This is a genomic window from Streptomyces sp. NPDC052052 (genome assembly GCF_040680455.1).
GTDB lineage: Bacteria > Actinomycetota > Actinomycetes > Streptomycetales > Streptomycetaceae > Streptomyces.
Map to the genome: position 1 here is coordinate 74,783 of NZ_JBFAWU010000027.1, position 26,087 is coordinate 100,869.

Annotated in this window: 26 protein-coding genes and 1 pseudogene; 4 read left to right on the forward strand and 23 right to left on the reverse strand. The window is 70.2% G+C overall.

The annotated features are described in order from the left end of the window. Positions 1-128: 128 nt before the first annotated feature. The 5 genes from AB0L71_RS27765 to AB0L71_RS27785 form a co-directional block, all read right to left on the reverse strand. Positions 129-1,001, reverse strand: a complete 873-nt coding sequence (locus tag AB0L71_RS27765) for an amino acid ABC transporter permease (RefSeq protein ID WP_365247949.1) — start codon at positions 999-1,001, stop codon at positions 129-131. Beyond that, on the reverse strand, positions 998-1,642 hold the full coding sequence (locus AB0L71_RS27770) for an amino acid ABC transporter permease (RefSeq protein WP_365247951.1): 645 nt from the start codon (positions 1,640-1,642) through the stop codon (positions 998-1,000). Before AB0L71_RS27770 ends, AB0L71_RS27765 begins: the two co-directional genes overlap by 4 nt. Before the next feature lie 17 nt (positions 1,643-1,659). Continuing rightward, a complete protein-coding gene (locus AB0L71_RS27775) occupies positions 1,660-2,571 on the reverse strand; it encodes a glutamate ABC transporter substrate-binding protein (RefSeq protein WP_365248018.1) in 912 nt (303 codons plus the stop codon). Between the two features lie 13 nt (positions 2,572-2,584). Further along, positions 2,585-3,328: an amino acid ABC transporter ATP-binding protein gene (locus AB0L71_RS27780; RefSeq protein WP_365248019.1), complete on the reverse strand. Its 744-nt coding sequence runs from the start codon at positions 3,326-3,328 to the stop codon at positions 2,585-2,587. 121 nt (positions 3,329-3,449) lie between these two features. After that, the gene (locus AB0L71_RS27785; RefSeq protein ID WP_365247953.1) at positions 3,450-3,890 is read right to left on the reverse strand and encodes a DUF6278 family protein; all 441 of its coding nucleotides are present in this window, start codon (positions 3,888-3,890) and stop codon (positions 3,450-3,452) included. Positions 3,891-4,417: 527 nt separating this feature from the next. Between AB0L71_RS27785 and AB0L71_RS27790 the strand changes: the two genes are divergently transcribed. Beyond that, on the forward strand, positions 4,418-5,596 hold the full coding sequence (locus AB0L71_RS27790) for a Cmx/CmrA family chloramphenicol efflux MFS transporter (protein ID WP_365247955.1): 1,179 nt from the start codon (positions 4,418-4,420) through the stop codon (positions 5,594-5,596). Positions 5,597-5,718: 122 nt separating this feature from the next. Here AB0L71_RS27790 and AB0L71_RS27795 read toward each other — a convergent pair whose 3' ends face one another. From AB0L71_RS27795 to AB0L71_RS27810, 4 genes are all read right to left on the reverse strand, one after another. After that, the gene (locus AB0L71_RS27795; protein WP_365247957.1) at positions 5,719-6,498 is read right to left on the reverse strand and encodes an exodeoxyribonuclease III; all 780 of its coding nucleotides are present in this window, start codon (positions 6,496-6,498) and stop codon (positions 5,719-5,721) included. Positions 6,499-6,546: 48 nt separating this feature from the next. Continuing rightward, a complete protein-coding gene (locus AB0L71_RS27800; RefSeq protein WP_365247959.1) occupies positions 6,547-7,203 on the reverse strand; it encodes an MBL fold metallo-hydrolase in 657 nt (218 codons plus the stop codon). A gap of 12 nt (positions 7,204-7,215) precedes the next feature. Beyond that, positions 7,216-8,511 carry a 4-carboxymuconolactone decarboxylase gene (gene pcaC, locus AB0L71_RS27805; protein ID WP_365247961.1) on the reverse strand — a complete coding sequence of 432 codons (1,296 nt, stop codon included), beginning with the start codon at positions 8,509-8,511 and terminating at the stop codon, positions 7,216-7,218. A gap of 151 nt (positions 8,512-8,662) precedes the next feature. Next, complete coding sequence (locus AB0L71_RS27810; RefSeq protein WP_365247963.1) at positions 8,663-8,797, reverse strand: hypothetical protein; 135 nt, start codon at positions 8,795-8,797, stop codon at positions 8,663-8,665. Between the two features lie 171 nt (positions 8,798-8,968). Here AB0L71_RS27810 and AB0L71_RS27815 point away from each other — a divergent pair, with 171 nt between their 5' ends. Next, complete coding sequence (locus AB0L71_RS27815; RefSeq protein ID WP_365247965.1) at positions 8,969-9,667, forward strand: LysE family transporter; 699 nt, start codon at positions 8,969-8,971, stop codon at positions 9,665-9,667. A 191-nt stretch (positions 9,668-9,858) separates the two neighbouring features. On the opposite strand, the gene gatA is transcribed toward AB0L71_RS27815, so the two are convergent. The 8 genes from gatA to AB0L71_RS27855 form a co-directional block, all read right to left on the reverse strand. Further along, complete coding sequence (gene gatA / locus AB0L71_RS27820) at positions 9,859-11,382, reverse strand: Asp-tRNA(Asn)/Glu-tRNA(Gln) amidotransferase subunit GatA (RefSeq protein WP_365247967.1); 1,524 nt, start codon at positions 11,380-11,382, stop codon at positions 9,859-9,861. A gap of 5 nt (positions 11,383-11,387) precedes the next feature. Further along, the gene (locus AB0L71_RS27825; protein WP_365247969.1) at positions 11,388-11,519 is read right to left on the reverse strand and encodes a hypothetical protein; all 132 of its coding nucleotides are present in this window, start codon (positions 11,517-11,519) and stop codon (positions 11,388-11,390) included. Positions 11,520-11,734: 215 nt separating this feature from the next. Next, on the reverse strand, positions 11,735-12,322 hold the full coding sequence (locus AB0L71_RS27830; RefSeq protein WP_365247971.1) for a hypothetical protein: 588 nt from the start codon (positions 12,320-12,322) through the stop codon (positions 11,735-11,737). 12 nt (positions 12,323-12,334) lie between these two features. Beyond that, positions 12,335-13,498 (reverse strand): ROK family glucokinase, encoded by a 1,164-nt coding sequence (locus tag AB0L71_RS27835; RefSeq protein WP_365247973.1) that lies wholly within the window; start codon positions 13,496-13,498, stop codon positions 12,335-12,337. Positions 13,499-13,632: 134 nt separating this feature from the next. Then, positions 13,633-14,493, reverse strand: coding sequence for an ATP-binding cassette domain-containing protein (locus tag AB0L71_RS27840; RefSeq protein ID WP_365247975.1), 861 nt, complete (start codon positions 14,491-14,493; stop codon positions 13,633-13,635). Beyond that, complete coding sequence (locus tag AB0L71_RS27845; protein WP_365247977.1) at positions 14,490-15,542, reverse strand: ABC transporter permease; 1,053 nt, start codon at positions 15,540-15,542, stop codon at positions 14,490-14,492. Before AB0L71_RS27845 ends, AB0L71_RS27840 begins: the two co-directional genes overlap by 4 nt. Then, a complete protein-coding gene (locus tag AB0L71_RS27850; RefSeq protein ID WP_365247979.1) occupies positions 15,539-16,522 on the reverse strand; it encodes a sugar ABC transporter substrate-binding protein in 984 nt (327 codons plus the stop codon). Before AB0L71_RS27850 ends, AB0L71_RS27845 begins: the two co-directional genes overlap by 4 nt. A gap of 307 nt (positions 16,523-16,829) precedes the next feature. Further along, on the reverse strand, positions 16,830-17,546 hold the full coding sequence (locus tag AB0L71_RS27855; protein WP_365248021.1) for a GntR family transcriptional regulator: 717 nt from the start codon (positions 17,544-17,546) through the stop codon (positions 16,830-16,832). A gap of 181 nt (positions 17,547-17,727) precedes the next feature. Between AB0L71_RS27855 and AB0L71_RS27860 the strand changes: the two genes are divergently transcribed. Then, positions 17,728-18,765 carry a Gfo/Idh/MocA family oxidoreductase gene (locus AB0L71_RS27860; RefSeq protein ID WP_365247981.1) on the forward strand — a complete coding sequence of 346 codons (1,038 nt, stop codon included), beginning with the start codon at positions 17,728-17,730 and terminating at the stop codon, positions 18,763-18,765. A gap of 45 nt (positions 18,766-18,810) precedes the next feature. Here AB0L71_RS27860 and AB0L71_RS27865 read toward each other — a convergent pair whose 3' ends face one another. The 4 genes from AB0L71_RS27865 to allB form a co-directional block, all read right to left on the reverse strand. Next, on the reverse strand, positions 18,811-19,818 hold the full coding sequence (locus tag AB0L71_RS27865) for a DMT family transporter (protein WP_365247983.1): 1,008 nt from the start codon (positions 19,816-19,818) through the stop codon (positions 18,811-18,813). 306 nt (positions 19,819-20,124) lie between these two features. After that, positions 20,125-20,454, reverse strand: a complete 330-nt coding sequence (locus AB0L71_RS27870) for a putative quinol monooxygenase (RefSeq protein WP_365247985.1) — start codon at positions 20,452-20,454, stop codon at positions 20,125-20,127. 142 nt (positions 20,455-20,596) lie between these two features. Continuing rightward, positions 20,597-21,709 carry an allantoicase gene (gene alc, locus AB0L71_RS27875; protein WP_365247987.1) on the reverse strand — a complete coding sequence of 371 codons (1,113 nt, stop codon included), beginning with the start codon at positions 21,707-21,709 and terminating at the stop codon, positions 20,597-20,599. A 1-nt stretch (position 21,710) separates the two neighbouring features. Next, positions 21,711-23,054 (reverse strand): allantoinase AllB, encoded by a 1,344-nt coding sequence (gene allB, locus AB0L71_RS27880; protein ID WP_365247988.1) that lies wholly within the window; start codon positions 23,052-23,054, stop codon positions 21,711-21,713. Between the two features lie 361 nt (positions 23,055-23,415). Between allB and AB0L71_RS27885 the strand changes: the two are divergent. Next, a pseudogene (locus AB0L71_RS27885) lies at positions 23,416-24,212 on the forward strand (IclR family transcriptional regulator). A gap of 36 nt (positions 24,213-24,248) precedes the next feature. On the opposite strand, the gene AB0L71_RS27890 reads toward AB0L71_RS27885, so the two are convergent. Next, positions 24,249-24,929 carry an ABC transporter ATP-binding protein gene (locus tag AB0L71_RS27890; protein WP_365247990.1) on the reverse strand — a complete coding sequence of 227 codons (681 nt, stop codon included), beginning with the start codon at positions 24,927-24,929 and terminating at the stop codon, positions 24,249-24,251. Further along, on the reverse strand, positions 24,926-26,008 hold the full coding sequence (locus AB0L71_RS27895; RefSeq protein WP_365247992.1) for an ABC transporter permease: 1,083 nt from the start codon (positions 26,006-26,008) through the stop codon (positions 24,926-24,928). Before AB0L71_RS27895 ends, AB0L71_RS27890 begins: the two co-directional genes overlap by 4 nt. Positions 26,009-26,087 lie beyond the last annotated feature (79 nt).

Genomic DNA, 26,087 nt, shown 5'->3' on the forward strand with positions numbered 1-26,087 from the left:
CGTCCGCGGCAGCTCCGCGGACGTCTGACGGCTCCTCCTCCCCGCAGGGCCCGTCCAGGCAGCTGTCCTCCCCTCCGCACATCGAGCGGGCGGGAGGACGACTGCGTCGCGCTCGCGGCGGACCCGGGCTATGGCGCTCCCGGGAGCAGGGTCCCCGGTTCGGCCGGGGCGACTTCCACGGCCTTCGTCTTGGGGTTGCGCCGCTCCCGTTTGGCCACCCAGGTCGCGAACCAGGAGAGCAGCATGCACATCCCGATGTAGATCGGCGAGATCACCATCACCACGGGGATGAAGGGCAGGTCGTAGTCGAGGTTGGACGCGATGAGCTTGCCCGCGTGGAGGAACTCCTCATAGGTGATCAGATAGCCGAGCGAGGTGTCCTTCAGCGCCACCACGAGCTGGCTGATGATCGTGGGCAGCATGGCGCGCACCGCCTGCGGGGCCAGCACGTACGTGGTCACCTGCGTCTTGCGCATACCCAGGGCGTACGCGGCCTCGCGCTGGCCGCGGTCCACCGAGTTGATTCCGGTGCGGAACACCTCGGCGAGCACCGAGCCGTTGTACAGGGTCAGACCGGCGACCAGTGCGGGCAGCGGATGCACTTTCAACGCCACGAAGATGAAGAAGATCATCACCAGCACGGGCATGGCCCGGAAGAACTCGACGAGAACCGTCGAGACCCAGCGCACCACCCGGTGCTCGGAGAGCCGGCCGGCGGCGAGCACCGCCCCCAGGACGAGGGAGAGCACCGCCGCGAATCCGAACGCCTTGAGCGTGTTGCCCAGTCCACGCAACAGCAGCTCCTGAATCCCCTTGTACAGGAAGGGGCTCCATTTGACGCTGGTGAACTGGCCGGTGTCGAACAGCAGATAGATGACCCAGGCGACCAGGGCCAGGATCAGTGCCGTCGCGACGACCCCGTACCAGCGGTGGCGCCTGCGGGCGACCGGTCCGGGAAGGTCGTAGAGCGCGCTGGCGACCGGCGCGGTACGGGTGGTCATCGGGCGACTCCCCAGCGCTTCTCCATCGCATGGAAGAGCGCACTGATGGACAGGGTGATGATCAGGTAGCCGACGGCGATCCAGACAAAGGTCCAGATGATGTTGTAGCCCCGTTCGCTGAGGGTTCTGTAGGTGCCGAGCAGCTCGGTCACACTGAACGCCCCGGCGATCGCCGAGTTCTTGGCGAGAGCGATCAGGGTCGAGCCGATCGGCGGGATCACCGTACGGAACGCCTGAGGGAGCACGATGCTGTTCAGTGTCTGGCCGAACGTCATACCGAGGCTGCGGGCCGCCTCGCCCTGTCCCGTCGGCACGGTGTTGATGCCGGAGCGGAGCACCTCGCAGATGAACGCGGAGGTGTAGCAGCCGAGCGCGAGGATCGCGAAGAGCTGGAAGGGGAGCACCAGACCGAAGCGCGGCAGTCCGAGCAGCACGGCGAAGAAGAGCAGCGTCAGCGGGGTGTTGCGCAGCACCGTCACCCAGACCGTGCCGAGCACCCGGAGCGAGCCGACGGGCGCGACCCGGCAGGCGGCCATGACGAAGCCGAGGATCAGGGCCAGGATCGAGGCGAAGACGGTCAGTTCGACCGTGCCGAGGAAGCCCTTGCCGTAGAGCGAGAAGTTCTCTGTCAGTACGTTCATGGTCGGTGCCCGCCCTCTCAGGTCGCCGGGTAGCGGTCGATGGGCGGTGGGGTCGGTGCGGGTGCGCCCGACAGGCCGAGGGTGGCCTCGAACGCCTTCTTCCAGTTGCCGTTCTTCTGGTTCGCCTCCAGGGCGTCGTCGAGGGCGAACCGCAACGCGTTGTCACTGCGCCGGACGCCGATGCCGTAGGGCTCCTCGGAGAAGGGCTTGCCCACCACCTTCAGCTCCTTGGGCGCCTTGGCCGCGAAGCCCAGCAGGATCGCGTCATCGGTGGTGACCGCGTCGACCTGGTAGGTCAGCAGGTTGTCGACGCAGATCGAGTACGTGTCGTAGGAGACCAGGATCGCTTTGGGGTAGTCGGCGGCGATGCGCTGGTAGGGGGTCGATCCCGCCACCGAGCAGACGGTTCGGCCGGCCAGGTCCTGCGGGCCGTTGATGTCGTGCTCGTCGGTGCGTACCAGGATCGACTGCCCGGCCATGAAGTAGGGCCCGGCGAAGCCCACCAGTTTCTTGCGCAGGTCGTTGATGGTGTAGGTGCCGACGTAGTAGTCGATCTGACCGTTCTGCAGCGCCGTCTCCCGGTTGGCGGAGGCGATCGTCCTGAAGCGGATCGTCTTCGGTTCGAATCCGAGCGAGGCCGCCATCATCCTGGCGATCTCGATGTCGAAGCCGGAGTAGAGGCCGGTGGCGGGGTCCTTCTCGCCGAGGTAGGGCTGGTCCTCCTTGGCCCCGACCCGTAGGTAGCCGCGCTTCTTCGCCTGCGTCCAGGTCGGTGATGCGGGCAGCCGGAATCCCGTCTGGACCTTGTACACCGGCAGTTGCTCGGGCTTCGGCCCCTTCGTCGGCGGGCTGCCCTCCCTTCCGCAGGCGGCGGCGAGCACGGCCAGCAGGAGCACGGAACAGATGGCCAGGAGCTTTCTCGTACGCAACACGGAGCCCCCGTCAGTGCTTGAGGATCTTGGACAGGAAGTCCTTGGCGCGTTCGCTCTCGGGAGCGGTGAAGAACGCCTCGGGAGTGCGGTCCTCGACGACGCGGCCGTCGGCCATGAAGACCACACGGTTGGCGGCGGAGCGGGCGAAGCCCATCTCGTGGGTGACGACGACCATGGTCATGCCGTCCCGGGCGAGTTGCCGCATGACCTCCAGCACCTCGTTGATCATCTCCGGGTCGAGTGCCGAGGTGGGCTCGTCGAAGAGCAACGCCTTGGGGTCCATGGCCAGGGCCCGCGCGATGGCCACCCGCTGCTGCTGGCCTCCGGAGAGCTGGGCGGGGAGCTTGTCGGCGTGCGCGGCGAGTCCGACCCGTTCCAGCAGTTCGCGGGAGCGCCGGTCCGCCTCGTCCTTCTTCCGCTTGCGTACCTTGAGTTGGGCGAGCGAGACATTGGCCAGCACGGTCTTGTGGGCGAAGAGGTTGAACGACTGGAAGACCATGCCCACTTCGGCGCGGAGTTGGGCCAGGCCTTTCCCCTCCTCGGGAAGAGGTCTGCCGTCGATCACGATATGACCCGACTCGATCGTCTCCAGCCGGTTCATGGTCCGGCAGAGCGTCGATTTCCCGGAGCCGGAGGGGCCGATGACCACCACCACCTCCCCGCGGCCGACGGTGAGATTGATGTCCCGCAGTACGTGCAACTTCCCGTAGAACTTGTTGACGTCCCGCAGCTCGATCAACGGATCGACGGCCATGCGCTGCCCCACCCACTTGTCGCTATGTCGAGGTCAGCGCAAACTATCCAGACAAAAATGGACCCTGCGCCCGACACGCATCAATGGGGCATAAGACCTATAATCCCGGCGGGCGACAGCTCTACCCTTCGGCCGACTCCGCGTAGACCTGCGCCAGCTCGGGACTGCCCGCCATCGCCCAGTCCAGCCCGGCCGCGACGACATCGATCTCCCGCCCCGACGCGAGCCGGACCACGGGCTGCCCGCTCGGCCAGATGCTCCAGACCGCTCCGGGGACGTTGCGCACCAGCACCGTGCCCAGATACAGGCCCGCGTCGTTGCCGAGCCAGGGCAGTTCCTCGGGGTCGTCGCGCCAGCGCGGCGGCAACTGATCGAGTGCCACCAACGACGCCGGGGTGTCATCGAGTTCGAGCCCCCGCTGCCCTGCCCGGACACGCAGCAGCTCGCACTCGGCGAGGAGCTCGGCCACGCCATCGGGATCGGCTGCCACGGCGGCGGCGAGCCCCGCCCCTCGCATGCCGTCGTGACGCTTACGCCAGTTGTCCAAGAAAGGGATGTTCATGCCACTCAGGGTCGCATCCCTGACCTGTCGCACACCACAGGGCGCGCGGTCTTCGTTCGAGCACTGAACCGGACGTGAACATCGGGGCCGCGCGTCCACCCGCCGCCCGGTACGGCGCCGGCCGGACGCTCGTCGAGCCCCTCGGCATCCTCGGCACGGAAAGTGGTGGAGGACGAGAGGTCCCGGCTGGTAGCTTCGCGGACATGTCCAGCCCCGAGTCCGACAGACCCCGGCCACCGGTCCGCCGGTGGCCGACCCGCTGTTGAGCCGATCCCGCACAGCCGTATCCCGGCCGTGCCCTCGCTGCCGCCGGGCCGCCGCCGCAGGGCCGCACCGGTGTGGGCTGCGCTTCGCCTGCTCGCTCGTGCGCGGATTCTCCGCCGCGGGCACCTGTAGCGCCGTCGGATCCCGTCCCTGACGTCCCTGACGTCCCTGGACGTTCTGCCGTGTCGCCGCCCGTCATGACGGGCGGGTGCGGCCCGCACCCCCTGCCCGGTCCATCCATCAGCCGTCCATGGGGTACCTTCATGCCGTTTGCCGTCTACGCGCTCGGGCTTGCCGTCTTCGCCCAGGGCACATCCGAGTTCATGCTGTCCGGCCTGGTCTCGGACATCGCCGCCGACCTCCACGTATCCATTCCGTCCGCAGCTCTGCTGACCTCGGGCTTCGCCGTCGGGATGGTCGTGGGGGCGCCCTTGATGGCGCTCTTCAGCCGGAACTGGCCGCGCCGCCGCGCCCTGTTGTTCTTCCTCTGTGTCTTCAGCGCCGTCCATGTCGTCGGCGCGCTCACCTCCAGCTACGGTGTGCTGCTCGCGACGCGCGTCGTCGGTGCGCTGGCGAACGCCGGTTTCTGGGCCGTGGCCCTGGTCACCGCGGTGGCCCTGGTCGCCCCCGAGGCACGGGCCCGCGCCACATCCGTGGTGGTCGGGGGTGTCACCCTGGCCTGTGTGGCCGGAGTGCCGGCCGGTGCGGCACTGGGCGGGCACTGGGGGTGGCGGGCGGCCTTCTGGGCCGTTGCCCTGGTCTCCGTGCCCGCCGTCCTCGTGATCGCCCGGACGATTCCGGGGACACGTTCACCGTCCGCCCCGGCGCCCGCGCGCGACGAGCTGAGGGCCCTGACCCGTCCGCAGCTGCTCCTGACCCTGCTGACCAGCGCCCTCGTGCAGGGAGCGACGTTCTGCGCGTTCTCGTACGTCGAACCGCTGGCCACACGGATCACCGGTCTCGGGGCCGCCTGGGTGCCCGTTCTCCTCGCGCTGTTCGGTCTGGGCTCGTTCGTCGGGGTCACCGTCACCGGCCGGTTCGTCGACACCCGGCCGGTGACTCTCACTGCGGCCGGTCTGGTCCTGCTCGCCGCCGGCTGGACCGGGTTCGCGCTGACCGCCGCGAACCCCCTGGCCACGGTCGTACTCGTCTTCGTCCAGGGCCTGCTCGCGTTCGGCACCGGGACGGCGCTGATCTCCTGGGTGTTCCGCCTGGCGGCCGACGCACCGACGCTCTCCGGGTCGTTCGCCACCTCCGCGTTCAACGTGGGCGGTGCGCTCGGGCCGTGGTTCGGCGGCATCGCGATCGGGGCGGGGTTCGGCTTCCGGTCACCGCTGTGGGTGAGTGCCTCGCTGATGGTCCTGGCTCTGGGGGCCGCCGCGGCGTCGTGGCGGTCGCAGCGAACCGCCGACCGGCCCCAGGACGGAGTTGCCACGGTCTGACGGGACGTGGACGAAGCTCCATCCGAAGCCCCGCCCCGGAAGGGCGGGGCTGTCCCGGTCACAGCCAGCAGCCGTCCGCACCACGCCCGGCACGACGCAGCCCCCGGACCACGGGACGGGCCTCAGAGGTCGAGGTCCACGACCACCGGCGCATGGTCGGACGCGCCCTTGCCCTTGCGCTCCTCACGGTCCACATAGCTGTCCTGGACCGCCGTGGTGAAGGGCACGTTGCCGTAGACGAGGTCGATCCGCATGCCCTTGTTCTTCGGGAAGCGCAGCTCCCGGTAGTCCCAGAAGGTGTACGGACGGTCGTACTTGAGCGGGCGCGGCATGACGTCGGCGAGGCCCTCCTCGCGCAGCGCGGCCAGGGCCGCACGCTCGGCGGGGGTGACGTGGGTCGCGCCCTCGAACAGCGCCGGGTCCCAGACGTCCTCGTCGGTCGGGGCCACGTTGAAGTCGCCCAGGACCGCAAAGGGCTGGGGGCCCGCGGCGTCCGCGGCGACAGCCTTCTGCAGGGCCTCGAACCAGCGCAGCTTGTAGGCGTAGTGCGGGTGATCGATCTCGCGGCCGTTGGGGACGTACACCGACCAGACACGGACCGGACCGCAGGTCGCGGAGATCGCCCGGGGCTCCTGCACGCCTTCGTAGTCGGGGCCGTCGGGCAGTCCCAGGGCGACATCGGACAGGCCCACCCGGGAGACCAGCGCGACCCCGTTCCACCGGCCGGTGGCGTTGACCGCGGACTCGTAACCGAGCTCGCGGAGCGCGTCCGTGGGGAACAGCTCGGCCGTGCACTTGGTCTCCTGGATGCACAGCACATCCGTGCCGCTGCTCTCCAGCCAGGCCAGCAGCCGTGGGAGCCGGGCGGTGATCGAATTGACGTTCCAGGTGGCGATGCGCATGGCATCCAACCTAGCCGCTCCCTACGACAGCCGCCGGACCGGCCGCGATCACAGCCCGGTCGAGTCCCCGGGTGTCAGCCTGCCGTGGTCGGTGCGGCCGAGGGTGCCGATCTGCTTGTCGTAGATGGGGCGGGCCAGATCGGTGAGCAGCGCGTCGTGGATGTCGATGGCACGGCGCGGTGCGACCTCGCGTACGTAGTCGATGACCTCGGAGATCTTGTTCCAGGGGGCCATCACCGGAAGCATCAGCGTGTCGACGGGCTGCTCGGGGACGGTGAGGGCGTCGCCCGGGTGGAAGAGCGAACCATCCACCAGGAAGCCGATGTTGGTGATGCGCGGGATGTCCGGGTGGATCACCGCGTGCAGCTCCCCGTGCACCTGCACCTCGAAGCCCGCGGCGGAGAAGGTGTCGCCGTGGCCGACGGTGTGGACACGGCCCGGGAACGCCGCCGAGAGCTGGTCGGCGACGCTGCGCAGGGTCCAGATCTCGGCGGCCGGGTTGGCTTCCATCCCGGCGCGCAGCCGCCCCTCGTCGAAGTGGTCGGCGTGCTCGTGCGTCACCAGCATCACATCGGCCCCGACGGCGGCGTCCTGCTCCGAGAAGCCGCCCGGGTCGATGACGAGTGTCCGTCCGTCCTTCTCCAGGCGGATGCAGGAATGCGTCTTCTTGGTCAGTGTCAGGTGCACGGGGTTCGCAGCATTCATGGGCCCATCCTGCTATGTGCGGGGCGTCGTTTCTTCCTGAATCACGGTCTGCGCGATGGAGAAGGCGGCGCTCGCGGCCGGCACGCCGCAGTAGACGGCGGTCTGCAGGAGCACCTCCTTGATCTCGACCGGTGTGAGGCCGGTGCGCAGGGCGGCTCGGACATGCGCGGCCAGGCTCTCCAGGCGGCCGGACGCGACCAGTGCGGTGAGCGTGACGCAGCTGCGGGAGCGGCGGTCCAGGCCCTCCCTGGTCCACACCTCGCCCCAGGCATAGCGCGTGACCAGCTCCTGGAAGTCTCCGGTGAAGTCGTCGGAGGCGGCCATGGTCCGGTCGACATGGGCGTCGCCCAGCACCTCGCGGCGCATCTTCATGCCGGGCTCGTACGGGTCCGCGTACCCGTCGTCCCGGGCCCCCGGCCGGGGTGTGGCGGCGGTGATCTCCGCGACGGGGAGCACCGGGGCGGAGAGCTCCGGCGCGGAGAGCTGCGGCGCGGAGGGGTCCGCGGCGGGTGAGGTGGCGGGAGTGTCCTGCCAGGCCGTGGAGAAGTGGGTGAGAAGGAGATCGGTGACCGCTGCGGGCTGTTCGACCGGCGCGAGGTGCGAGGCGTCGGGGACGAGGGCGAGCCGGGCGTCCGGTATGCCCGCGACCAGGGTGCGGGCATCGCCGGCCCCGGTGACCTGGTCCTCGGCACCGACCAGGACGAGGGTGGGGACGGTGATGCGACCGAGTTCGCCGCGGATGTCGAAGGTCGCGAGGGCTTCGCAGGCGGCGATGTAGCAGCCGGGGTCGGTGGTGCGGACCATCTGCACGGCCCATTCGACGATGGCGGGCTGGGCGGCGGCGAAGCCGGGGGTGAACCAGCGCTCCGGTGCGGTGCGGGCCATCGGCTCCAGGCCGTTGGTGCGGACGACGACGCCGCGCTGGCGGAACTCGTCGGCGCTGCCGAACCGAGGTGAGGCGGCGACCAGGGCCAGCGAGGCGACCCGGTGCGGATGGCGCAGCGCGAGGTCGGCGCCGATCGCGCCGCCGAGGGAACAGCCCACGTACCCGAAGCGCTGTACGCCGAGCCCGTCGAGGGTGGCGAGCAGCCGGTCGGAGAGTTCACTGACGGTGGTCGCGGGGCGGGCGGGGGCGCCGCCGTGGCCGGGAAGGTCGTAGCGGAGGACTCTCCAGTGCTGGGTGAGCTCCGGTATCTGCCGGTCCCACATGTGCCAGGTGGTGCCCAGCACGGGGCCGATGACCAGGGTGGGGGCGTCCTTGGGCCCGTCGAAGCGGTACTGCAGGGTGTTCGGTGGTGTCTGGCTCACCCGTCCGACCCTCTCACGCATCCCACGATCCCGTTTCGGCGGGGCGGCCCAGCGGTCTTGTTCCTCTCGCGACGACACGTCCGGCACTGCCGGAACTCCCGAGCGTCCGGGTGCCCGGGTCCAGGAGGGCCGCGCAGGGCCTGTGGCCCGCTCACACGTTCTGCGCGCGGTCACCGCCGCTCCGGGAGACGGTCAGGAGCACCGGTTCTGTCACGCCGACGACGCGTACTGCGGCGGCAGTGACCTCGGCTGCCCAGAGGGCGGTGTCGAGCGACCAGACCGGCAAGGAGCAGACGTTGGAGAGTCGGATCGCTCAGGTCCATCTCCATGCGCTCCTTCCACGGTCCGCACGACAGACGCATGAGGCCGCCCAATTCCCGCCATTCCGTGGCGGAAATGCCGACCCTCCCCCGAGGCGTTCTGATCGTTCGACCAAATCCTCCGACAGGGAAAGGACTTGACTGACACTTGGGCAGGCAGTTTCATGTGGCCGAAATCATTGATCGACGGCTCTGAACACGTGCCATACGGGGGAAAAGTGAACGATATTCTGATCGCCGGCGCGCTCGCAGGATATGGCATCGCCATGCCCGTCGGAGCAGTCACCATCATGATTGTCACGCTTTCCGCGCAGGAATCCTTGCGTACCGGTCTCGCGGGCGCCATGGGAACGGCAACGGCGGACGGACTGTACGCGCTCATCGCGGCGTTGACAGGCGCAGCTCTGGCCGGTCTCCTCCGGCCCGTCGCGGTCCCCATGCGCTGGGCCGCCGCGATCGTGCTGGTCGCTCTCGCCGTGAAAGGGTTGACGACCGCCATCCGCCGCTCGCTCGACCCGGATTCCGTCCAACGGGTCGAAGCGAAGCGCCCCTTGAACACCTACGTGCAGTTTCTCGGGCTCACTGTTCTCAACCCGTTGACCATCATCTATTTCTCTGCACTGGTGCTGGCTCTCCGCAATGACAACTGGCCCCCGATGGGCGGTTTCATGTTCGTCACTGCCGCATTCATCGCGTCAGCCAGCTGGCAGGCCCTGCTCGCTGTGGGTGGCGCACTCATCGGCCGATTTCTCACCAGCAGAAAAGGTCGTCTGGGTACGGCGGTGATCGGCAACGGTGTGATCATTGTCCTGGCTGCGCGACTCATGGTGAATTGACGCTGTTCCTGCCGCATGCAAGGTCCCCCGCAGTAGGGGGATATGCGTGAAAGAGAGGGAGCACTTTCCAGACATCACCGCCGGGTGAGCCATTTTCACTCACCGAAACATCGCGCACCACGGTGATCCGGATCCTGATCGAAGACCGCCCCCTGCCTCGATACCGGTGACCGAGGCAGGGGTGAAGCCGCTCAGCCGGCCAGTTCCGGTGCCTGCGTCAGCAGCGGGTGTCCCCACCGCTCGTCGAGGGCCGTCTCGACGGCCCCGCCCACCCGGTAGAGGCGGTCGTCCGCCATGGGCGGGGCGATGATCTGGAGTCCCACCGGGAGGCCGTCCTCCGGAGCGAGCCCGCACGGCAGCGACATCACGGCATTGCCGGCCAGGTTGGACGGGATCGTGCACAGGTCCGCCAGGTACATCGCCAGCGGGTCGTCGACGCGCTGGCCGATCGGGAAGGCGGTGGTGGGGGTGGTCGGCGACACCAGCACGTCGACCTGTGCGAACGCCGCGTCGAAGTCCCGGGAGATGAGGGTGCGGGCCTTCTGGGCGGAGCCGTAGTACGCGTCGTAGTAGCCGGAGCTCAGGGCATAGGTACCGAGCATGATCCGGCGCTTGACCTCGGGGCCGAAGCCGGCCGCGCGGGTCAGGGCGGTGACCTCCTCCGCGCTGCGGGTGCCGTCGTCACCCGCCCGCAGGCCGTAGCGGATGGCATCGAACCGGGCCAGGTTGGAGGATGCCTCGCTGGAGGCGATCAGGTAGTACGCGGCCAGGGCGAGATCGAAGGACCGGCAGGACACCTCGACGACCTCGGCGCCCAGTTCCCGCAGCAGCTCCACCGCCTCCCCGAACCGGCTCATCACACCGGCCTGGTAGCCGTCGCCGCCGAGTTCCCGGACGACGCCGATGCGCATGCCGCGGATCTCGCCGCGCCGCGCCTGCTCGACCACGGACGGCACCGGCGCGTCGATCGACGTGGAGTCGCGCGGGTCGTACCCCGCGATGGCCTCGTGCAGCAGGGCGGTGTCCAGGACCGTACGGGCACACGGGCCGCCCTGGTCGAGCGAGGAGGAGTACGCCACCAGGCCGTAGCGGGACACGCCCCCGTACGTGGGCTTGACGCCGACCGTGCCGGTGAGGGCCGCGGGCAGCCGGATGGAACCGCCGGTGTCGGTGCCGATGGCGAGGGGAGCCTGGAAGGAGGCCAGGGCGGCCGCGGAGCCGCCACCGGAACCGCCGGGGATCCGGGAGAGGTCCCAGGGGTTGCCGGTGGGGCCGTAGGCGCTGTTCTCGGTGGAGGACCCCATGGCGAACTCGTCCATGTTGGTCTTGCCGAGGATGACCGTGCCCGCCGCCCTGAGCCGCTGGGTCACGGTGGAGTCGTAAGGCGGGATCCAGCCCTCCAGGATCTTCGAACCACAGGTGGTGGGCATGCCGCTGGTGGTGAAGACGTCCTTGAGCGCGATCGGTACGCCGGCCAGCGGGCCCAGTCGCTCACCGCGTGCGCGGGCGGCGTCGACGGCCCGCGCCGCCTCCAGCGCGCCCACGTCGTCGACGTGCAGGTAGGCGTTGACCAACTTGTCGACGGCTCCGATCCGGTCGAGGTGCGCCTGGGTGACCTCGGCCGCGGAGACCTCGCCGGAGGCGATGGCCTCGGCGGTCGCCGCCGCGGTCCAGCGAGTGACGTCGGACGTGTCGTTCTTCGTGTTCGCGTTCACGGAGGTCACATCTCCCCACGGCGGTGGGAGGTCGGCGTGATGTCCTGCACAGCGAACTGGTGCGAATCCTCGCTCGTCGGTTCCGGACGCGACGACGGTGCGGGGTGGGTGACGTCCTCACGGGTGATGCCAGACATGCGGCTATCCCTCGGGGGTGGGGTCTGTGGGCCCGGCAGCCGGGCCCGGGGGAGGCATCATCATAGTGAGCACGGCCCGGCACAGCAGTCGCATTGAATTCCGCCGACGGCCCTTCCCGGCAGGTCCTTCCCGGCATGGGGGCGGAAGACCGCGTACCGGCGTCACCGGCGGCGCCCGCCCGCACCGGATCGGTCGGCGGTCCGCCGGCTCCCGGTCAGGGGGTCGCCGCGGACACGACGTACACGACAGGGTTCATCGGGTCGGTCATGTTCACGGTGATGTTCTGGGTCGGCCGCGGGGCCTTGTTGGTGTGTGTGGTGCCCGCCCACTCGACGCCGGGGCTGAAGCTCCAGCCGACGATCTTCTGGTCGCGGGTGCCGACGCTGATCTTCCCGCTCTCCAGGGCGGCGCGCCCGCTGCCCAACCGGCTCAGGAACCGGTCGAGCCCGGCGGAGGTGGTGCGGAACTGCACGTAGAGCCGGCTGGCCTTCCAGTTGTTGGTCTCGTAGTACTGCACGTCCAGGGAGTTCCCGGGCATCGGCAGCTCGTAGACCCGGCGCTGCATCCGGGACGGCCAGCCCTCCGTGAGCCCCTGGGCGGCGGCCGCGGTCGCCTTGTTCTGCCCCGAGCGGCGGCTCTGTCCCGCGGAGACCAGCAGATAGCCGGCCGGAATGCCGATGAGCAGCACGATGATCGTGGCCGTGATCAGACGGCGGCGGATCAGCCGGCGCCGGTCCTGCGGAGGCGGGTCGTCGGGCGGCGAGGACTGGCGCGGCAGGACTGCGTGCTCGGCTGCGGTCATGTCTCTGAGCCCCTAGGAGGTACGGGTGTTGCGCGTGTTCCGGATGGTGCTGGTGGCCTGGTCGTAGATCTGCGCGTACCGCTCGTACCGTTCGACGCGGCGACGGTTGGTACGCCGGAACCTGCGCGCCACCAGTCGGGCCAGGTCCGCGGCGCCGACCATACCTGCCTCCGGGCCCAGCTGTGCCCTGGCGATCCTGGCCTCGGGGCGGTAGCCGCGGCCGGTGAGGTGGCGCTTGAAGGCGTCCCGGGCGGGGCCGATCAGCAGGTCGTCGGCGGCGCTCACACCGCCTCCGATGACGAAGCAGGAGGGGTCGAGCGCGGCAGCCAGATTGGCGATGCCGACGCCGAGCCACTGCCCGATGTCCTGGAGGAGCTCGACGCACATCGCGTCGCCCTCGCGGGCGAGTTCGGTGATGAGGGGTCCGGTGATGTCGGGGATGTTCCCCTTGACCCGCTCGATGATCCCGTGCGCCACCGGGGAGTCTGCCGCGGCGAGTTCCTTGGCCTCGCGGACCAGTGCGTTGCCGGAGCTGTACTGCTCCCAGCAACCGCGGTTCCCGCACGGGCAGCGGTGCCCGCCGGGCACCACCTGCATGTGTCCGAATTCACCTGCGACGCCGTACTTGCCGCGCTTGACCTGTCCGTCCTCCAGGATCGCGCCGCCGATGCCGGTGCCGAGCGTGATCATGACGAGGTGGTCCTCGCCCCGGCCCGCTCCGAAGCGCCATTCAGCCCAGGCGGCGGTGTTGGCATCGTTGTCGACCATGACGGGGACGACGAGGCGGGAGGCGAGGGCGTCGCGCAGGGGTTCGTCGCGCCAGGCCAGGTGCGGGGCGAAGAGCACCTTGGAGCGGTCCGCGTCGACCCAGCCGGCCGCCCCGATGCCGACGGCGTGCACATCGTGCCGGTCGGAGAGGTCCAGGACCAGCTCGACGATGGTGTCCTCGACGACCTTGGGGCTCTTGGACTTGTCCGGGGTCTCGGTGCGCACCTGCTCCAGGATGGTGCCGTCGGCGTCGACGACTCCGGCCATCACCTTCGTACCGCCGATGTCGATGCCGACGGTGGGGACCCGCGGGGCCGTGAGGTGCGAACGCCGTTCCCGGGTGCCCACGGTCCGCAGGACGGTGGCTCGGGCGGAGCCTCGGTGTGTGAAGTCCCGGTACGTGCTCATCGTCCCTGCGGTCTCTGGGGGCAGCCGGGGCGGTTCTCCCGGCGGGCGGACGGCGTCCGCCGCACCCGATTCTGCCACTGCCGGAGCAACGCGGCTGGCGGACCCGTGGTCGGGCCCCGGCAGTGGCCCGTGTGCTACTGCGGGTCCTTGCGGGCCTGGTGGCCGCCCGGAAGGGTCGGACCCGCGGCCCGCTCCAGCTCGTGGCTGAGCTCCTCCAGCTCGCTGCCGCCCGCCATCTGGCGGGTCAGCTCGTCCAGCGTGATGCTCTCCTTGGTGTGGCTGCCGGCCATGGCACCCCGCTTGAGCAGCACGAACCGGTCACCGACGAGATACGCGTGGTGCGGGTTGTGGGTGATGAGGACCACGCCGAGACCCGCGTCGCGAGCGGCCGCGACGTACTTGAGGACGACCCCGGACTGCTTGACGCCGAGCGCGGCGGTCGGCTCGTCCAGGACGAGGACCTTGGCGCCGAAGTGGACGGCCCGCGCGATGGCGACGCACTGGCGCTCACCGCCGGAGAGCGTGCCGATCGGCTGGTCGACGTCACGCAGATCGATGCCCATGCGCAGCAGCGCGGAGCGGGTCGTCTCGCGCATCTGCCGCACGTCGAGCCGCTTGAAGGGGCCCGCGCCGGTGGTCGGCTCGGAGCCGAGGAAGAAGTTCCGCCAGACCGGCATCAGCGGGACGACGGCGAGGTCCTGGTAGACCGTGGCGATGCCGCGGTCGAGGGCGTCGCGGGGATTGACCAGGGTGGTCTCCTCGCCCTCGATGAGGAAGGTCCCCGCATCGTGCCGGTGCAGACCTGAAATGATCTTGATGAGGGTGGATTTGCCCGCGCCGTTGTCGCCGAGGACGCAGGAGATCTCCCCGGCGTGGACCTCCAGCGAGACGTCCGTGAGGGCCTTGATGTTGCCGTAGAACTTGCTGACGTGGTCCAGCTCGACGAGCGCCCGGTGGGACGTCTCCTGGCCGGCAGGGGCCTGAGCGGCTGTCATTTCGTCGCCTCCGCGCGCTTGCGTACCCATGTGTTGAGCAGGGTGGCCAGGAGCAGCATGGCTCCGAGGAAGAACTTGAACCAGTCCGGGTTCCACTCGGCGTAGATGATGCCCTTGCTGGTCATGCCGAAGATGCAGGCACCGACCGCGGAGCCGATCGCGGAGCCGTAGCCTCCGGTGATCAGGCAGCCGCCGATGACGGCCGCGATGATGTAGATCAGCTCGTTGCCGACACCCTCGCCGGACTGCACCACGTCGTAGGAGAACAGCAGATGCTGGCCGGAGACCCAGGCGGCGAAGGCGACCCCGAGGTAGAGCCCGATCTTGGTACGGATCACCGGGACGCCGACCGCGCGGGCCGCGTCGGCCTCGCCGCCGACCGCGAAGATCCAGTTGCCGAAGCGGGTACGGAGCAGGATCCAGGTGGCGATCGCGACGAGCACGGCCCACCACAGGATGGTGACCTTGAACTCGACGCCGCCGATGGTCCACGCCGAGGCGAAGACCTGGCGGGCCGATTCGAAGCCCTCCATGTCGGCGATGGACTTGGTCGACACGGTCCCGCTGATCAGCTTGGTGAAGCCCAGGTTGAGACCGGTCAGCATCAGGAACGTACCGAGCGTGATGATGAAGCTCGGCAGCTTGGTACGGGTCAGCATGAAGCCGTTGAACGCCCCGATGGCCAGGGTGACCACCAGCGACACCAGGACGCCGACCCAGATGTTCGCGGTCATCTGGTAGCTGAACATCGACGAGATCAGCGCGGAGCTGGTGACCAGCACGCCCGCGGACAGGTCGAACTCACCACCGATCATCAGCAGTGCCACCGGCGCTGCCATGATCCCGATGGTGGAGGCCGCGTAGAGCACGGTGCCGAGGCTGGGGGCACGCAGGAAGCTGTCGGCGACGATCGAGAAGAAGATGAAGACGGCCGCGGCGCCGACCACCGAGCCGAGCTCGGGCCGGCCGAGCAGGCGGCGCAGCGGTGAGGTGCGCAGCAGCCGCTCGTCGGCCCCGGCCGGGGCCGCTGGTCCCGCCACCGTGCTCATCGGGTTCCCCGCTCCGTGTACTGCGCCAGCGCGGCGGCGTCCTTCGCCGTGATGATCTGCGGGCCGGTCAGGACCGGGCGGCCCCCGCCGAGCGCGTTGCCGTTGTAGCGGTTGAGCCAGAGCAGGTCCACGGCCTCGTATCCCTGGAGGTAGGGCTGCTGGTCGACCGCGAAGCCCAGGGTCTTGTCCTGCAGGCCCTTGGCGACCTTGGCGTTCAGGTCGAAGGTGTCGATCTCGGCCTTGCTGCCCGCGGTGTTCTTCGCCTTGACGGCGGCGTCGGCGAACGGTGCCCCGAGGGTGACGACCGCGTCGATGCTCTTGTCGGCCTGGAGCTTGGCCTCGATGGATGCCTGGACGTCGGGCATGTTGGTGCCTTCGACGTACAGGTTCTGCATCTGGCCGTCGAAGGTCTTCTTCGCGCCGGCGCAACGCTGCTCGTGGCCGACGTTGCCCTGCTCGTGCAGGATGCACAGGGCCTTCTTGTGGCCCCGCGTGTTGAGCTCCTCACCGACGGCCTCACCGGCGATCGACTCGTCCTGGCCGATGTGGCTGAGCGCACCGAACTGCTTGGACTCCTCGGAGCCCGAGTTCACCGTGATCACCGGGATACCGGCCTTGGTGGCCTTGGCGACGACGTCCTTCATCGCGTCGGGCTTGGCGAGGGTGACGATCAGCCCGTCGACCTTCTGGTCGATGGCGGCCTGGACGAGCTGGGCCTGCTGCTGCGCCTCGTCGTTGTGCGAGTACAGGAACTTGATGTTGTCCTTCTTGGCGGCCTGCTCGGCGCCCCGCTGGACGATGTCCCAGAAGCTGTCGCCGTCTCCCGAGTGGGTGACCATGGCGACGGTCCAGCGAGGCGTGTCCACCGCGGCCCGACCCTCGGCCGCGGCCTCGGCCGCGCGCTCCTCCGCCCGCTTGCCTCCGGTGCTGCTGCATCCCGCGAGGGAAGCCGCAAGCACCGCCGCAAGCACGGCGCCCATCGCACGTACCCCTGTCCGAACCGTTGCCACGACGCCGTGCCCTTCTTGTTCTGCTCGCTGTGATCCCTGGTGGGCCGGGGACGGTTCCCACCTTGCCCGGCTGGCCAAGTATCCCCGAGCCGCTGTCGGCCCTGTCCGGCAGGGGCGGGGCACGTGCCGCGGCAGCGGGTGTGCACGGCGGTGTGCGAGCAGGTCATCGGGTGCCGCGCGCAGTGTGTTATGTCACTCTCCCTGTTCGGGGAATGCAGAGCGAAACCAGCGCAAGATACCGCATGATCATGTCAAATGACCACCGTTCCGAGGCTTCTCACCGCACCAGGAGTCGGAAGTCGAACGAGTAGCGCGAGGCGCGGTAGATGTGGGAGCCGAACTCCACCGCCCGCCCGGTGTCGTCGGAGGTGGTGCGCTCCATCGTCAGCAGGGCGGACCCCTCGCGGTCGCCGAGCGCAGCCGCCTCGTCCGCCGTGGCGAGCCGGGCGCCGACGGTCTGGCGGGCGCTGTGCAGGGTGACACCCGCGGCGCGCATCAACCGGTAGAGGCCGGTGGCCTCCAGCCGCCCGGTGTCCAGGTCGACGAGCCCGAGGGGCAGGTGGTTGCGCAGGAGTGCCAGGGGTTCGCCGTGCATGTACCGCAGCCGCTCGACGAGGTGCACGTCGCTGCCCTGCGCGACTCCGAGCGCCTCGGCGACCGGGGCGCCGGCCGGCTCGACGGTGTTGCGCAGGACACGGGTCGTGGGGTGCCCGCCCGCCGCCTCCAGGTCGTCGTAGAGGCTGCTCAGTTCGAGCGGGCGCCTGACACTGCTGTGCACCACCTGGGTGCCGACGCCGCGGCGGCGGACCATCAGCCCCTTGTCGACCAGGGACTGGATGGCCTGGCGGACGGTGGGCCGGGACAGGCCGAGCCGGGCCGCGAGTTCGATCTCGTTGCCGAGGAGGCTGCCGGGGACGAGTCGGCCCTGCGCGATGGCCGCCTCCAGCTGCTGGGCCAGCTGGTAGTACAGCGGAACGGGACTGGAGCGGTCCACGCCCAGTCCGAGCGCAGCGGGGTCGGCGGTGGGTTTCGGCACGCGTGGAGGGTATCCCTCGCTCCGGAGCCCCGGACAGTACGCGTCGTCCTGTTGTCCGGACAATGTCGGCTGATCAGACAACTCCACTTTGTCAGGACATATAGTTGACAGCGCAGCCGGTGGGCGGCACGTTGGGCCCATGCGCATCGGACTCATCGGTACCGGTCGGATCGGCTCCTTCCACGCGGAGGTACTGGCCCGCCATCCCGAGGTGGACACCCTGCTGGTGACGGACACCGATCCGGCGCGGGCGGCCGAGGTCGCCCACCGCGTCGGTGCGACGGCCGTGGACGGTGCCGCCGAGATGTTCGGCGCGGGCCTGGACGCCGTGGTCATCGCCTCGGCCACGTCGGCGCACGCGGAACTGATCGGCCGGGCCGCCCGGGCAGGACTCCCCGCGTTCTGCGAGAAGCCGATCGCACTGGACCTGCCGGGGACACTGAGCGCACTGCGCGAGGTCGACCGTGCCGGGAGCGTCCTCCACCTGGGCTTCATGCGCAGGTTCGACGCGGGATACGCGGCGGCGCGCGCCGCCGTGCGGGCGGGAGCTCTGGGCAGGCTGCACACCGTGCGACTGATGACCATGGACCCGGCGCCGCCGCCTGCCGCGTATCTGCCGCTCTCCGGCGGGCTGTTCCGGGACTGTCTGGTCCATGACTTCGACATGCTGCGATGGGTGACGGGCCGTGAGGTGACGGAGGTGTACGCCACCGGGTCGGACGCCGGGCCCGAGATGTTCCGGGCGGCCGGCGATGTCGACACGGCCGCGGCCCTGCTGACCCTCGACGACGGCACCCTGGCCACCGCGACGGCCACCCGCTGCAACGGCGCCGGCTACGACGTGCGGATGGAACTGGCGGGCGAACGGGATCAGATCACGGTCGGCCTGGACAGCCGTACGCCGGTCACCTCGGCGGAGCCGCAGGGTCCCGCCGCGCCGTCCCGCCCCTGGCCGGGCTTCCTCGAACGGTTCGCCCCGGCCTATGAGGCGGAACTGGACGCGTTCGTGCGGGTGGTGCGCGGCGAGCTGCCCAATCCGTGCGACGGCCGGGAAGCCTGGTACGCGCTGCTGATCGCCGAGGCGTGCGAGGTGTCCCGCCGCGAGCGGCGCCCGGTGGAGATCGCGGAGATCGCCGCCCGGACGGCCGCCCGGTCCGGCGCTCGCGCCGCGGGGTGAACCGTCATGGCCGCGCGGCCCGTTCGGGTCTGCGGCGGGGCGGGGTCATGACCGCTGCGCGGTGACGGGATCGCGTGATGCTCCCGCGGTGACGGCGGCGGCGACGGAGACCTTCGGCCGGGAGGGACGTGCGGGCCGGGGAGCAGGCGGGTTGACCGCCCGGCGCCCCCAGCCGGTGCCGCCCAGCACCAGGACCGCGCCCAGCACACCGACTGCGCCGAGGCGTTCCCCGCCGATCGCGATGCCCACGGCGGCGGCCCACAGCGGCTCCGTGCCGAGCAGCAGGCTGACCCTGGACGGTGAGGTGCGGCGTACGGACCACATCTGTACGTAGAACGCGAAGAGGGTGCACAGCACGGAGAGGAAGAGCAGCCCGGCCCAGTCCAGGACGCCGAATCCGGCGGCCACCGCCCACGGCGTCGGTCCGGTGCCGGGAACGACAGCGATCAGGGCGAAGACGGCGACGGCACTGCCGAGTTGGATCGTGGTCAGGGACAGCGAGTCCGCCCCGCGCATCGACTTGATGCGGGCCATCAGCAGGACGTGGACGGTATGGCCGAGGGCGGCCACCAGCATCAGCAGGTCGCCCGCCGACGGGCGGGTGACACCGCCGCCCTGGGTCAGCAGCGCCACCCCGGCCACCGAGAGGGCGGCTGCGGCGAGAAAGGTCAGGGGAGGCCGGACGCGGGTGACAGCGGCCTCGGCGAGCGGAGTGAGGATCATGGTGAGGCTGATGATGAGTCCGGCGTTGGTCGCCGAGGTGCGTACGACACCATAGGTCTCCACGAGGAAGATCCCGGCGAGGACCAGCCCCAGCAGCCCGGCCGCCCGCCACTGTGCGGCGTCGAGCGCCCGCAGCTTGTGCCGGCCGGCCACCGCCAGCGCGGGCAGCACGGCGGCGAAGCGTAATAAGAGGACGGCGACGACGGTGTGCGAGGTCGTGATGCCCTTCGTCACGAGGTAGCTGAAGCCCCAGACGACCGCGACGAGGAGGACCGGAAGATCGGTGAACCAGGCACGTTGACGGGGGGCGAGGCGGGCGATCGAGGACACCGGGCTGCTTCTCCTGCTTCTCCGCCGGGGCAGCACTGCGAGAACGCCTGGGATGCCTCGACGGCTCACACGAGGACGGTCACCGTGTGGGGGTTGGTGGAGACCTCGGGAACACCTGTTTCAACAGCGCCCCATCCTGCCCCAGTGGAGTCGATCTCGACCGCCGCGTTCCGGCCACCTTCACCCCGCCTGCCGGCCGCCCCGAGGCCGGTATCCATCGGTGATATGAACAGGGTGACGTCTGCTCAGGGCGCTCGCCGTCGGCAGACCCGGCCCGGTGCCGGCCGGGTGTGCCGACGGACGGTTTCACCGCGAGCGCGGGGTGACCTCCGCCATCCGTGACCAGCCTTCGCCCGGCACCTCGACGTTGATGATCTCGGGGGTCTCGGCGACGAGATCCGCCATCCGGTCCATGGCCGCCACGAAGTGCTGCGACTTCACATGGGCCTCTCCTGCCTCGGGAGAGGCGAAGGCCTCCAGCAGGACGTACTGGTCCGGGTTCTCGACACTGTGCGACCACTCGAAGAACACATTGCCGGGCTCCGCCCGGGTGGCGCGGGTGAAGTCCTCGACTGCCGGGAGCCAGTTGTCTCGTTCTTCGCTACGGACGGTGAATTTGACGGCGATGAAAATCATGCATCAAGGTTCCCATATGCCCAGGGTGAGGATTCTTCGGGCATCTCCGGGCGGCGCCGACCGACGGAAGTTCCGTCTCCCGTAGGCGCCAGGTCGTTCCGCTTCCCTTGCGCGCGCCAGGTCATTCCTCGACGCCGATCGGTCACCCGAGCTCGCGGACGCGCGCGGCCAGTCGCGCGGCGCCCTCCTGCGTCGGGGACCCGAACAATCGCAGCCGGGAGATGCCGCCGTCGGGATGGATGTCGATCCGGATGTGTGTGGCCCGTACCGCTTCCGGCAGGAAGAAGCGGTGGTTGGTGTCCGGCTGGAGCCTGGTCCGGGGCAGTACCTCGGTCCAGTCGCCGCTCTCCCCGTCCCGGGCGGACAGACTCGCCCAGCCTGCGGCGTTGCCCTTCAGGCAGGCGGTGTCGATCTCCACGGCGCGGATCTCCGCCTGTTCCACGAGCCGGTAGCGGATCCAGTCGTTGCCGCGGTCGCGGCGGCGGCGCGTCTCCCAGCCCTCGTCCATCGTGCGGGACCTGCCCGGGTGGATGGTGTGGACGGCCGGGGAGTAGAAGCGGTCGGAGGCGTCCTCGACCGTGCCGCCGTTCTCCAGGGCGACCAGATCGAAGGTGCCGAGGGCGGCGAGCCAGGCGGGGTCGGGGACGACCTCGCCGTGGACACGGAGTCGCGCGATCCCGCCGTCGGGATGCTGGTTGAGCCGCAGATGGGTGACGCGCTGTTCGGCCGTGACCACGAAGCCGTTGGCCGCATGTCCGCCAACGGCCGTGCGCGGGACCAGCGTTGTCCACTTCACCACGGGCGCCAGGAGTTCCTCGGGCGAGGGGGCACCCGGGATGCAGACCGCCTCGACGGAGACCGCCTGTGGGTGGTTGCCGCGGAAGTGGGCGGTGTCGACGACGACGCCACGGACGACTCCGGGCGCTCCGAGCCGCACCAGGGCCCAGTCGTGGTCCTCGACCGCGGGGTGTGGCCGATCGGCGCCCGGTCCGCGTCGGCGGCGGGTCTCCCAGCCGTCCATGATCTTGCCCTTGTGGCCGAAGCGCTCGGGGTCGAACACGGCGGTTTCCGGCTTCAGCAGGTTCTCGCGCTCGGCGAAGAACTCGTCGTTGGCGGCGATCACGCTCGCCCCGAGCCGGCGGTCGGCGAGGTCGACAAGGTCGGTGAAGGGGAAGTCGGCGGTGCGGTAGTCGGCGTACGGGTCGCCGCCGCGGTACGGCTCGGCATCGCCGAGGAAACGGGCTGTCGCCGTCATGTCAGCGATTCCTTTCGAGGAGTCGGCCGGTGGGTCCGGCGACGGTGCCGTCCGCCGCGATCCGTACGCCGCGCAGCCAGGTCGATCTCACAACGCCGTACAGGGTGCGGCCGGCGTAGGCGGTGACCCGGTTGCGGTGCAGGAGTGCGGCGGGGTCGACGGTGAAGGTCTCGTCGGGGGCGAGGACGGCGAAGTCGGCGTCGCGTCCTGCCTCGATGGCGCCCTTGCGAGTGAGCCCGGCCAGTGCGGCGGGACCGGTCGACATCCAGCGCGCGACGTCGTCGAGACCGTGGCCGCGGCGGCGGGCCTCGGTCCAGACGGCGGGAAGGCCCAGTTGCAGGGAGGAGATACCGCCCCAGGCGGAGGCGAAGTCCGGCGTCTTGAGGTCGGTGGTGCAGGGCGAGTGGTCGGAGACGACGCAGTCGATCGTGCCGTCGGCCAGCCCGGCCCACAGCGCGTCCCGGTTGGCCGCCTCCCGAATCGGCGGGCAGCACTTGAACTCCGTTGCTCCGTCCGGGACTTCCTCCGCGACGAGGGTGAGGAAGTGCGGGGAGGTCTCGACGGAGAGCCGGACCCCCTCGCGCTTGGCTGCGGCGATCATCGGCAGCGCGTCGCCGGAGGAGAGGTGCAGCACATGCACTCGGGCATTCAGCCGTGCGGCATGCGCGATCAGCCCCTCGATCGCGGCGTTCTCGGCGTCACGTGGCCGGGAGGCGAGGAAGTCCGCGTACGCGGGCCCGGGGCGCTGCGGCGCCGAAGCCAGCTGATGCGGGTCCTCGGCATGCACGATCAGCAGCCCGCCGAATCCGGCGATCTCCGCCATGGAACGGGCCAGTTGTTCCTGGTCGAGCTCCGGGAACTCCTCGACACCGGAGGGCGAGAGGAAGCATTTGAAGCCGAACACACCGGCCTCGTACAGCGGTTGCAGGTCCTTGACGTTGGACGGGACCGCGCCGCCCCAGAACCCGGTGTCGATGTGCGCCTTGGAGGCGGCCACCTGCTGCTTGACCCGCAGATGGTCGACGGTGGTGGTCGGTGGGAGGGAGTTGAGCGGCATGTCGATCAGGGTGGTGATGCCGCCCGCCGCCGCGGCACGGGTGGCGGTGAAGAAGCCCTCCCACTCGCTGCGGCCCGGGTCGTTCACATGAACATGGGTGTCGACGAGCCCGGGGAGCAGGACGTCGTCACCGAGGTCCTCCGTACGGGCCCCGGCCGGTGTCCGGGCGTCGTGGGGCAGGACGGCCTCGATCCGGCCGTCGGCCACGGTGACCGTTGCGGGGCGCGTCCCGTCCGGGGTGACGACGCGCGTCGAGCGCAGTACCAGTTCCACGTCCGCACCGGACACCCGTACTCCTCGCTTCGGACTTCGACCGCTGACGAGTTCAACGAACTGTTGAAGGAGTCTTCACACGCGGTTCAGACCCGTCAAGACCCCACTCTCCCCGGCGGGCCGCCAGTGGACCACCCGCACCCACGCCCGGCAGTTTCCGCTGCGTAAAAGAAGGATTTCGAAGAACGGAACGCACCCGGACTCCGATGTGCCGGCGCCGAGCCGCCCGCACGGCCCTCCAACCCCCGGGCGGAACGGCTTTGACCGGCCCGAACGTCGCTCCCGGAGCAGTGGGCCGATCAGGGGCGGCCCGGTAGGCTGCGGGGTGCCTCGCCGGGCGGGGCGCCTGCCTCTCCGCCTCGAAAGGACCGTTGACGTGCCGCCGTCCCACGCCAGCACACCCGACTCCAAGCCCGCCTCCGGCGGCGGTGTGCAGTCCCTGGAGCGCGCCTTCGGCCTGTTGGAGCGGATGGCCGACGCGGGGGCGAGGTCGGGCTGAGCGAGCTCTCCGCGAGCAGCGGACTTCCTCTGCCGACGATCCACCGGCTGATGCGCACCCTGGTGCTCTGCGGCTATGTCCGCCAGCAGCCCAATCGCCGTTATGCGCTCGGTCCGCGGCTGATCCGGCTCGGCGAGTCCGCGTCCCGGCTGCTCGGCACCTGGGCCCGGCCGTACCTCGCCCGTCTGGTCCAGGAGACCGGTGAGACCGCGAACATGGCCCTGCTCGACGGCGACGAGGTCGTGTACGTGGCACAGGTGCCGTCCAAGCACTCGATGCGCATGTTCACGGAGGTGGGCCGCCGGGTGCTCCCCCACTCCACGGGGGTCGGCAAGGCCCTGCTGGCCCACACGGACCCGGAGGAGGTACGGGCGTTGCTCGCCCGGACCGGGATGCCGGCCGCCACCGAGAAGACGATCACCACGCCGGACGCCTTCCTCGACGCCCTGGAGCAGGTCCGCAGGGCGGGTTACGCGGTGGACGACAACGAGCAGGAGATCGGGGTGCGCTGCCTGGCGGTCTCCGTACCCGACTCCCCCACCTCGGCGGCGCTGTCGATCTCCGGTCCGGCGGGCCGGTTGACGGACGCGGCGACGGAGCGGATCGTGCCGATCCTGCAGCAGGCCGCCAGGGAGCTGTCCGAGGCGCTGGCCGGCCGGGGATCCTCCGGCTGAGCGACGCGAGGGACGGAGCCGTCCCTCCGGCACGGCTCAGGCCGGTCCGAGCACCGTCAGACGGCCGTCGTCCATCGTGAACGTGCGGTCCGCCCGGTCCAGATGAGACCGGTCGTGCGTGACCATCACCGTCGCCGTGGACCGCTGCCGGGTCAGGGTGACCAGCAGGTCGACGACGGCGGCGCCGCGCTCGTGGTCGAGGGCGCTCGTCGGCTCGTCGACGAGCAGCACCTCCGGATCGTTCATCAGGGCTCGCGCGATGTTGATCCGCTGACGTTGCCCGCCCGACAGTTGATGGGGTCGGCGGGAGGCCCGGTCCGCGAGGCCGACCGCGTCCAGCAGTTCCAGCGCCCGGCCCCGGGCCTCGCGTACGGCACCACCCGACAGATGGGTCATCACCTGGAGCTGTTCGACGGCGGTGAGCGACGGCAGCAGGTTGGGCTGCTGGAAGACGATGCCGAGGTGCGCTCGGCGCAGCGCGGCCTTCCGCGCCCGGTCGAGACCCGCGGTGTCCCGTCCGGCGACGACGACCCGCCCCTCGTCCGGGGTGGTCAGGGTCGCGGCCACCGCCAGCAGGCTGGACTTGCCGGAGCCGGACGGTCCGACGACCGCGGCGAGCGTGCCCGCGGGTACGTCGAGCGAGACCCGGTCCAGGGCGGTGAGCCGTCCGTCGCCGTCGGGGTAGGTGAGGGTGACGTCGTCGAGGCGGAGGGTCATCGGGCACTCCCGAGTGCGGTGAGCGGGTCGACGGCGGTGATCCGCCGGATGGACAGGGCCGCCCCGACGGCGCCGAGAGCGATCATGACGGCCGCCGGGACCAGCACCGTCGCCACGTCGAGGACGAACGGCACGTTCCCGCCGACCAGCGCACCGATGACCCAGGCGAGCGCGGTGCCCACACCCGTGCCGACGGCGAGCATCACCACGGCCTGACCGAGCGCGTCGCGCAACAGATACGGGGTGGAGGCGCCGAGCGCCTTGAGGACGGCGACGTCACCGCTGCGCTGGATCGTCCACACGGTGAAGAAGGCGCCGATGACCAGGGCGGAGATGGCGAAGAGGAAAGCCCGCATGAGCTGGAGGGATCCGTTCTCGGCCTGGTAGGAGCCGATCGCGGTGAGCGAGTCCGCCAGGGAGAGCGTGCGCGTACCCGCCGCTTCGTCGCCCGCGGCGAGGTCCGCGTCGTCGGTGGTGGTCAGGGCGATCACCGTGGCGTGCCACGCCCGGTCGGCGTTCCCGAGCCGCTGCCAGTCGTCGAGCGAGGTCCACACGACCGGCAGATGGCTGTACGAGGCGTCTCCCTCGACCTTCGCCACGGTCAGCTCGGCGCCGCCGAGCCTCAGCCGTCCTCCTGCCCCGACCCCCAGGTCGTCGGCGGCCTGTTCGGACAGCACCGCCTTCCCCGGGCCGACCCGCGCAGCGGCGGGCGCCAGCCCCCCGTCCGGGACGACGCCGAAGACCGCGACCGCGGCCGTACGCCTGTCCTCGACAGCGGCCGCGTCCAGGGTGCGGATACCGAGCGGCCGGGCGTCGAGCACACCGGGCCGCCCGGTCCAGCTGCGCCAGGCACTCTCCTCGACGGTGGATTCGGTGAAGGACACCGACCGGCCGTCGACCGGGGCGGCGAACGCCAGACGGTCGGCGTCCAGCCCGCTGACGGCCGAGGTGTTCTCCCTGGCCAGACCGGCCGTGAGGCCGGACAGCAGGCCCACCAGCAGCGTGATCAGCACCACCACCGTGCCCATGAGCGCGAACCGGCCCCTGGCGAAACGGAGATCTCTCCATGCGACGAACATGCCTCCAGCCTCGGGCGGCGGGCCCCCGGAGACATCGCTCGGCGGTGGGGTCCAGGATCAATCTTTCGATTGACCGGGG

Bases quoted from the DNA above. Each gene is read 5' to 3' on its own strand.
- AB0L71_RS27770 (WP_365247951.1), bottom strand. From the start codon at position 1,642: ATGAACGTACTGACAGAGAACTTCTCGCTCTACGGCAAGGGCTTCCTC.
- AB0L71_RS27790 (WP_365247955.1), top strand. From the start codon at position 4,418: ATGCCGTTTGCCGTCTACGCGCTCGGGCTTGCCGTCTTCGCCCAGGGC.
- AB0L71_RS27825 (WP_365247969.1), bottom strand. From the start codon at position 11,519: ATGTCTGGCATCACCCGTGAGGACGTCACCCACCCCGCACCGTCGTCG.
- AB0L71_RS27870 (WP_365247985.1), bottom strand. From the start codon at position 20,454: ATGATTTTCATCGCCGTCAAATTCACCGTCCGTAGCGAAGAACGAGAC.
- AB0L71_RS27780 (WP_365248019.1), bottom strand. From the start codon at position 3,328: ATGGCCGTCGATCCGTTGATCGAGCTGCGGGACGTCAACAAGTTCTAC.
- AB0L71_RS27850 (WP_365247979.1), bottom strand. From the start codon at position 16,522: ATGGGCGCCGTGCTTGCGGCGGTGCTTGCGGCTTCCCTCGCGGGATGC.
- AB0L71_RS27800 (WP_365247959.1), bottom strand. From the start codon at position 7,203: ATGAATGCTGCGAACCCCGTGCACCTGACACTGACCAAGAAGACGCAT.
- AB0L71_RS27845 (WP_365247977.1), bottom strand. From the start codon at position 15,542: ATGAGCACGGTGGCGGGACCAGCGGCCCCGGCCGGGGCCGACGAGCGG.
- AB0L71_RS27765 (WP_365247949.1), bottom strand. From the start codon at position 1,001: ATGACCACCCGTACCGCGCCGGTCGCCAGCGCGCTCTACGACCTTCCC.
- AB0L71_RS27840 (WP_365247975.1), bottom strand. From the start codon at position 14,493: ATGACAGCCGCTCAGGCCCCTGCCGGCCAGGAGACGTCCCACCGGGCG.
- AB0L71_RS27860 (WP_365247981.1), top strand. From the start codon at position 17,728: ATGCGCATCGGACTCATCGGTACCGGTCGGATCGGCTCCTTCCACGCG.
- AB0L71_RS27785 (WP_365247953.1), bottom strand. From the start codon at position 3,890: ATGAACATCCCTTTCTTGGACAACTGGCGTAAGCGTCACGACGGCATG.
- AB0L71_RS27890 (WP_365247990.1), bottom strand. From the start codon at position 24,929: ATGACCCTCCGCCTCGACGACGTCACCCTCACCTACCCCGACGGCGAC.
- alc (WP_365247987.1), bottom strand. From the start codon at position 21,709: ATGACGGCGACAGCCCGTTTCCTCGGCGATGCCGAGCCGTACCGCGGC.
- AB0L71_RS27895 (WP_365247992.1), bottom strand. From the start codon at position 26,008: ATGTTCGTCGCATGGAGAGATCTCCGTTTCGCCAGGGGCCGGTTCGCG.
- AB0L71_RS27835 (WP_365247973.1), bottom strand. From the start codon at position 13,498: ATGAGCACGTACCGGGACTTCACACACCGAGGCTCCGCCCGAGCCACC.
- AB0L71_RS27830 (WP_365247971.1), bottom strand. From the start codon at position 12,322: ATGACCGCAGCCGAGCACGCAGTCCTGCCGCGCCAGTCCTCGCCGCCC.
- AB0L71_RS27795 (WP_365247957.1), bottom strand. From the start codon at position 6,498: ATGCGCATCGCCACCTGGAACGTCAATTCGATCACCGCCCGGCTCCCA.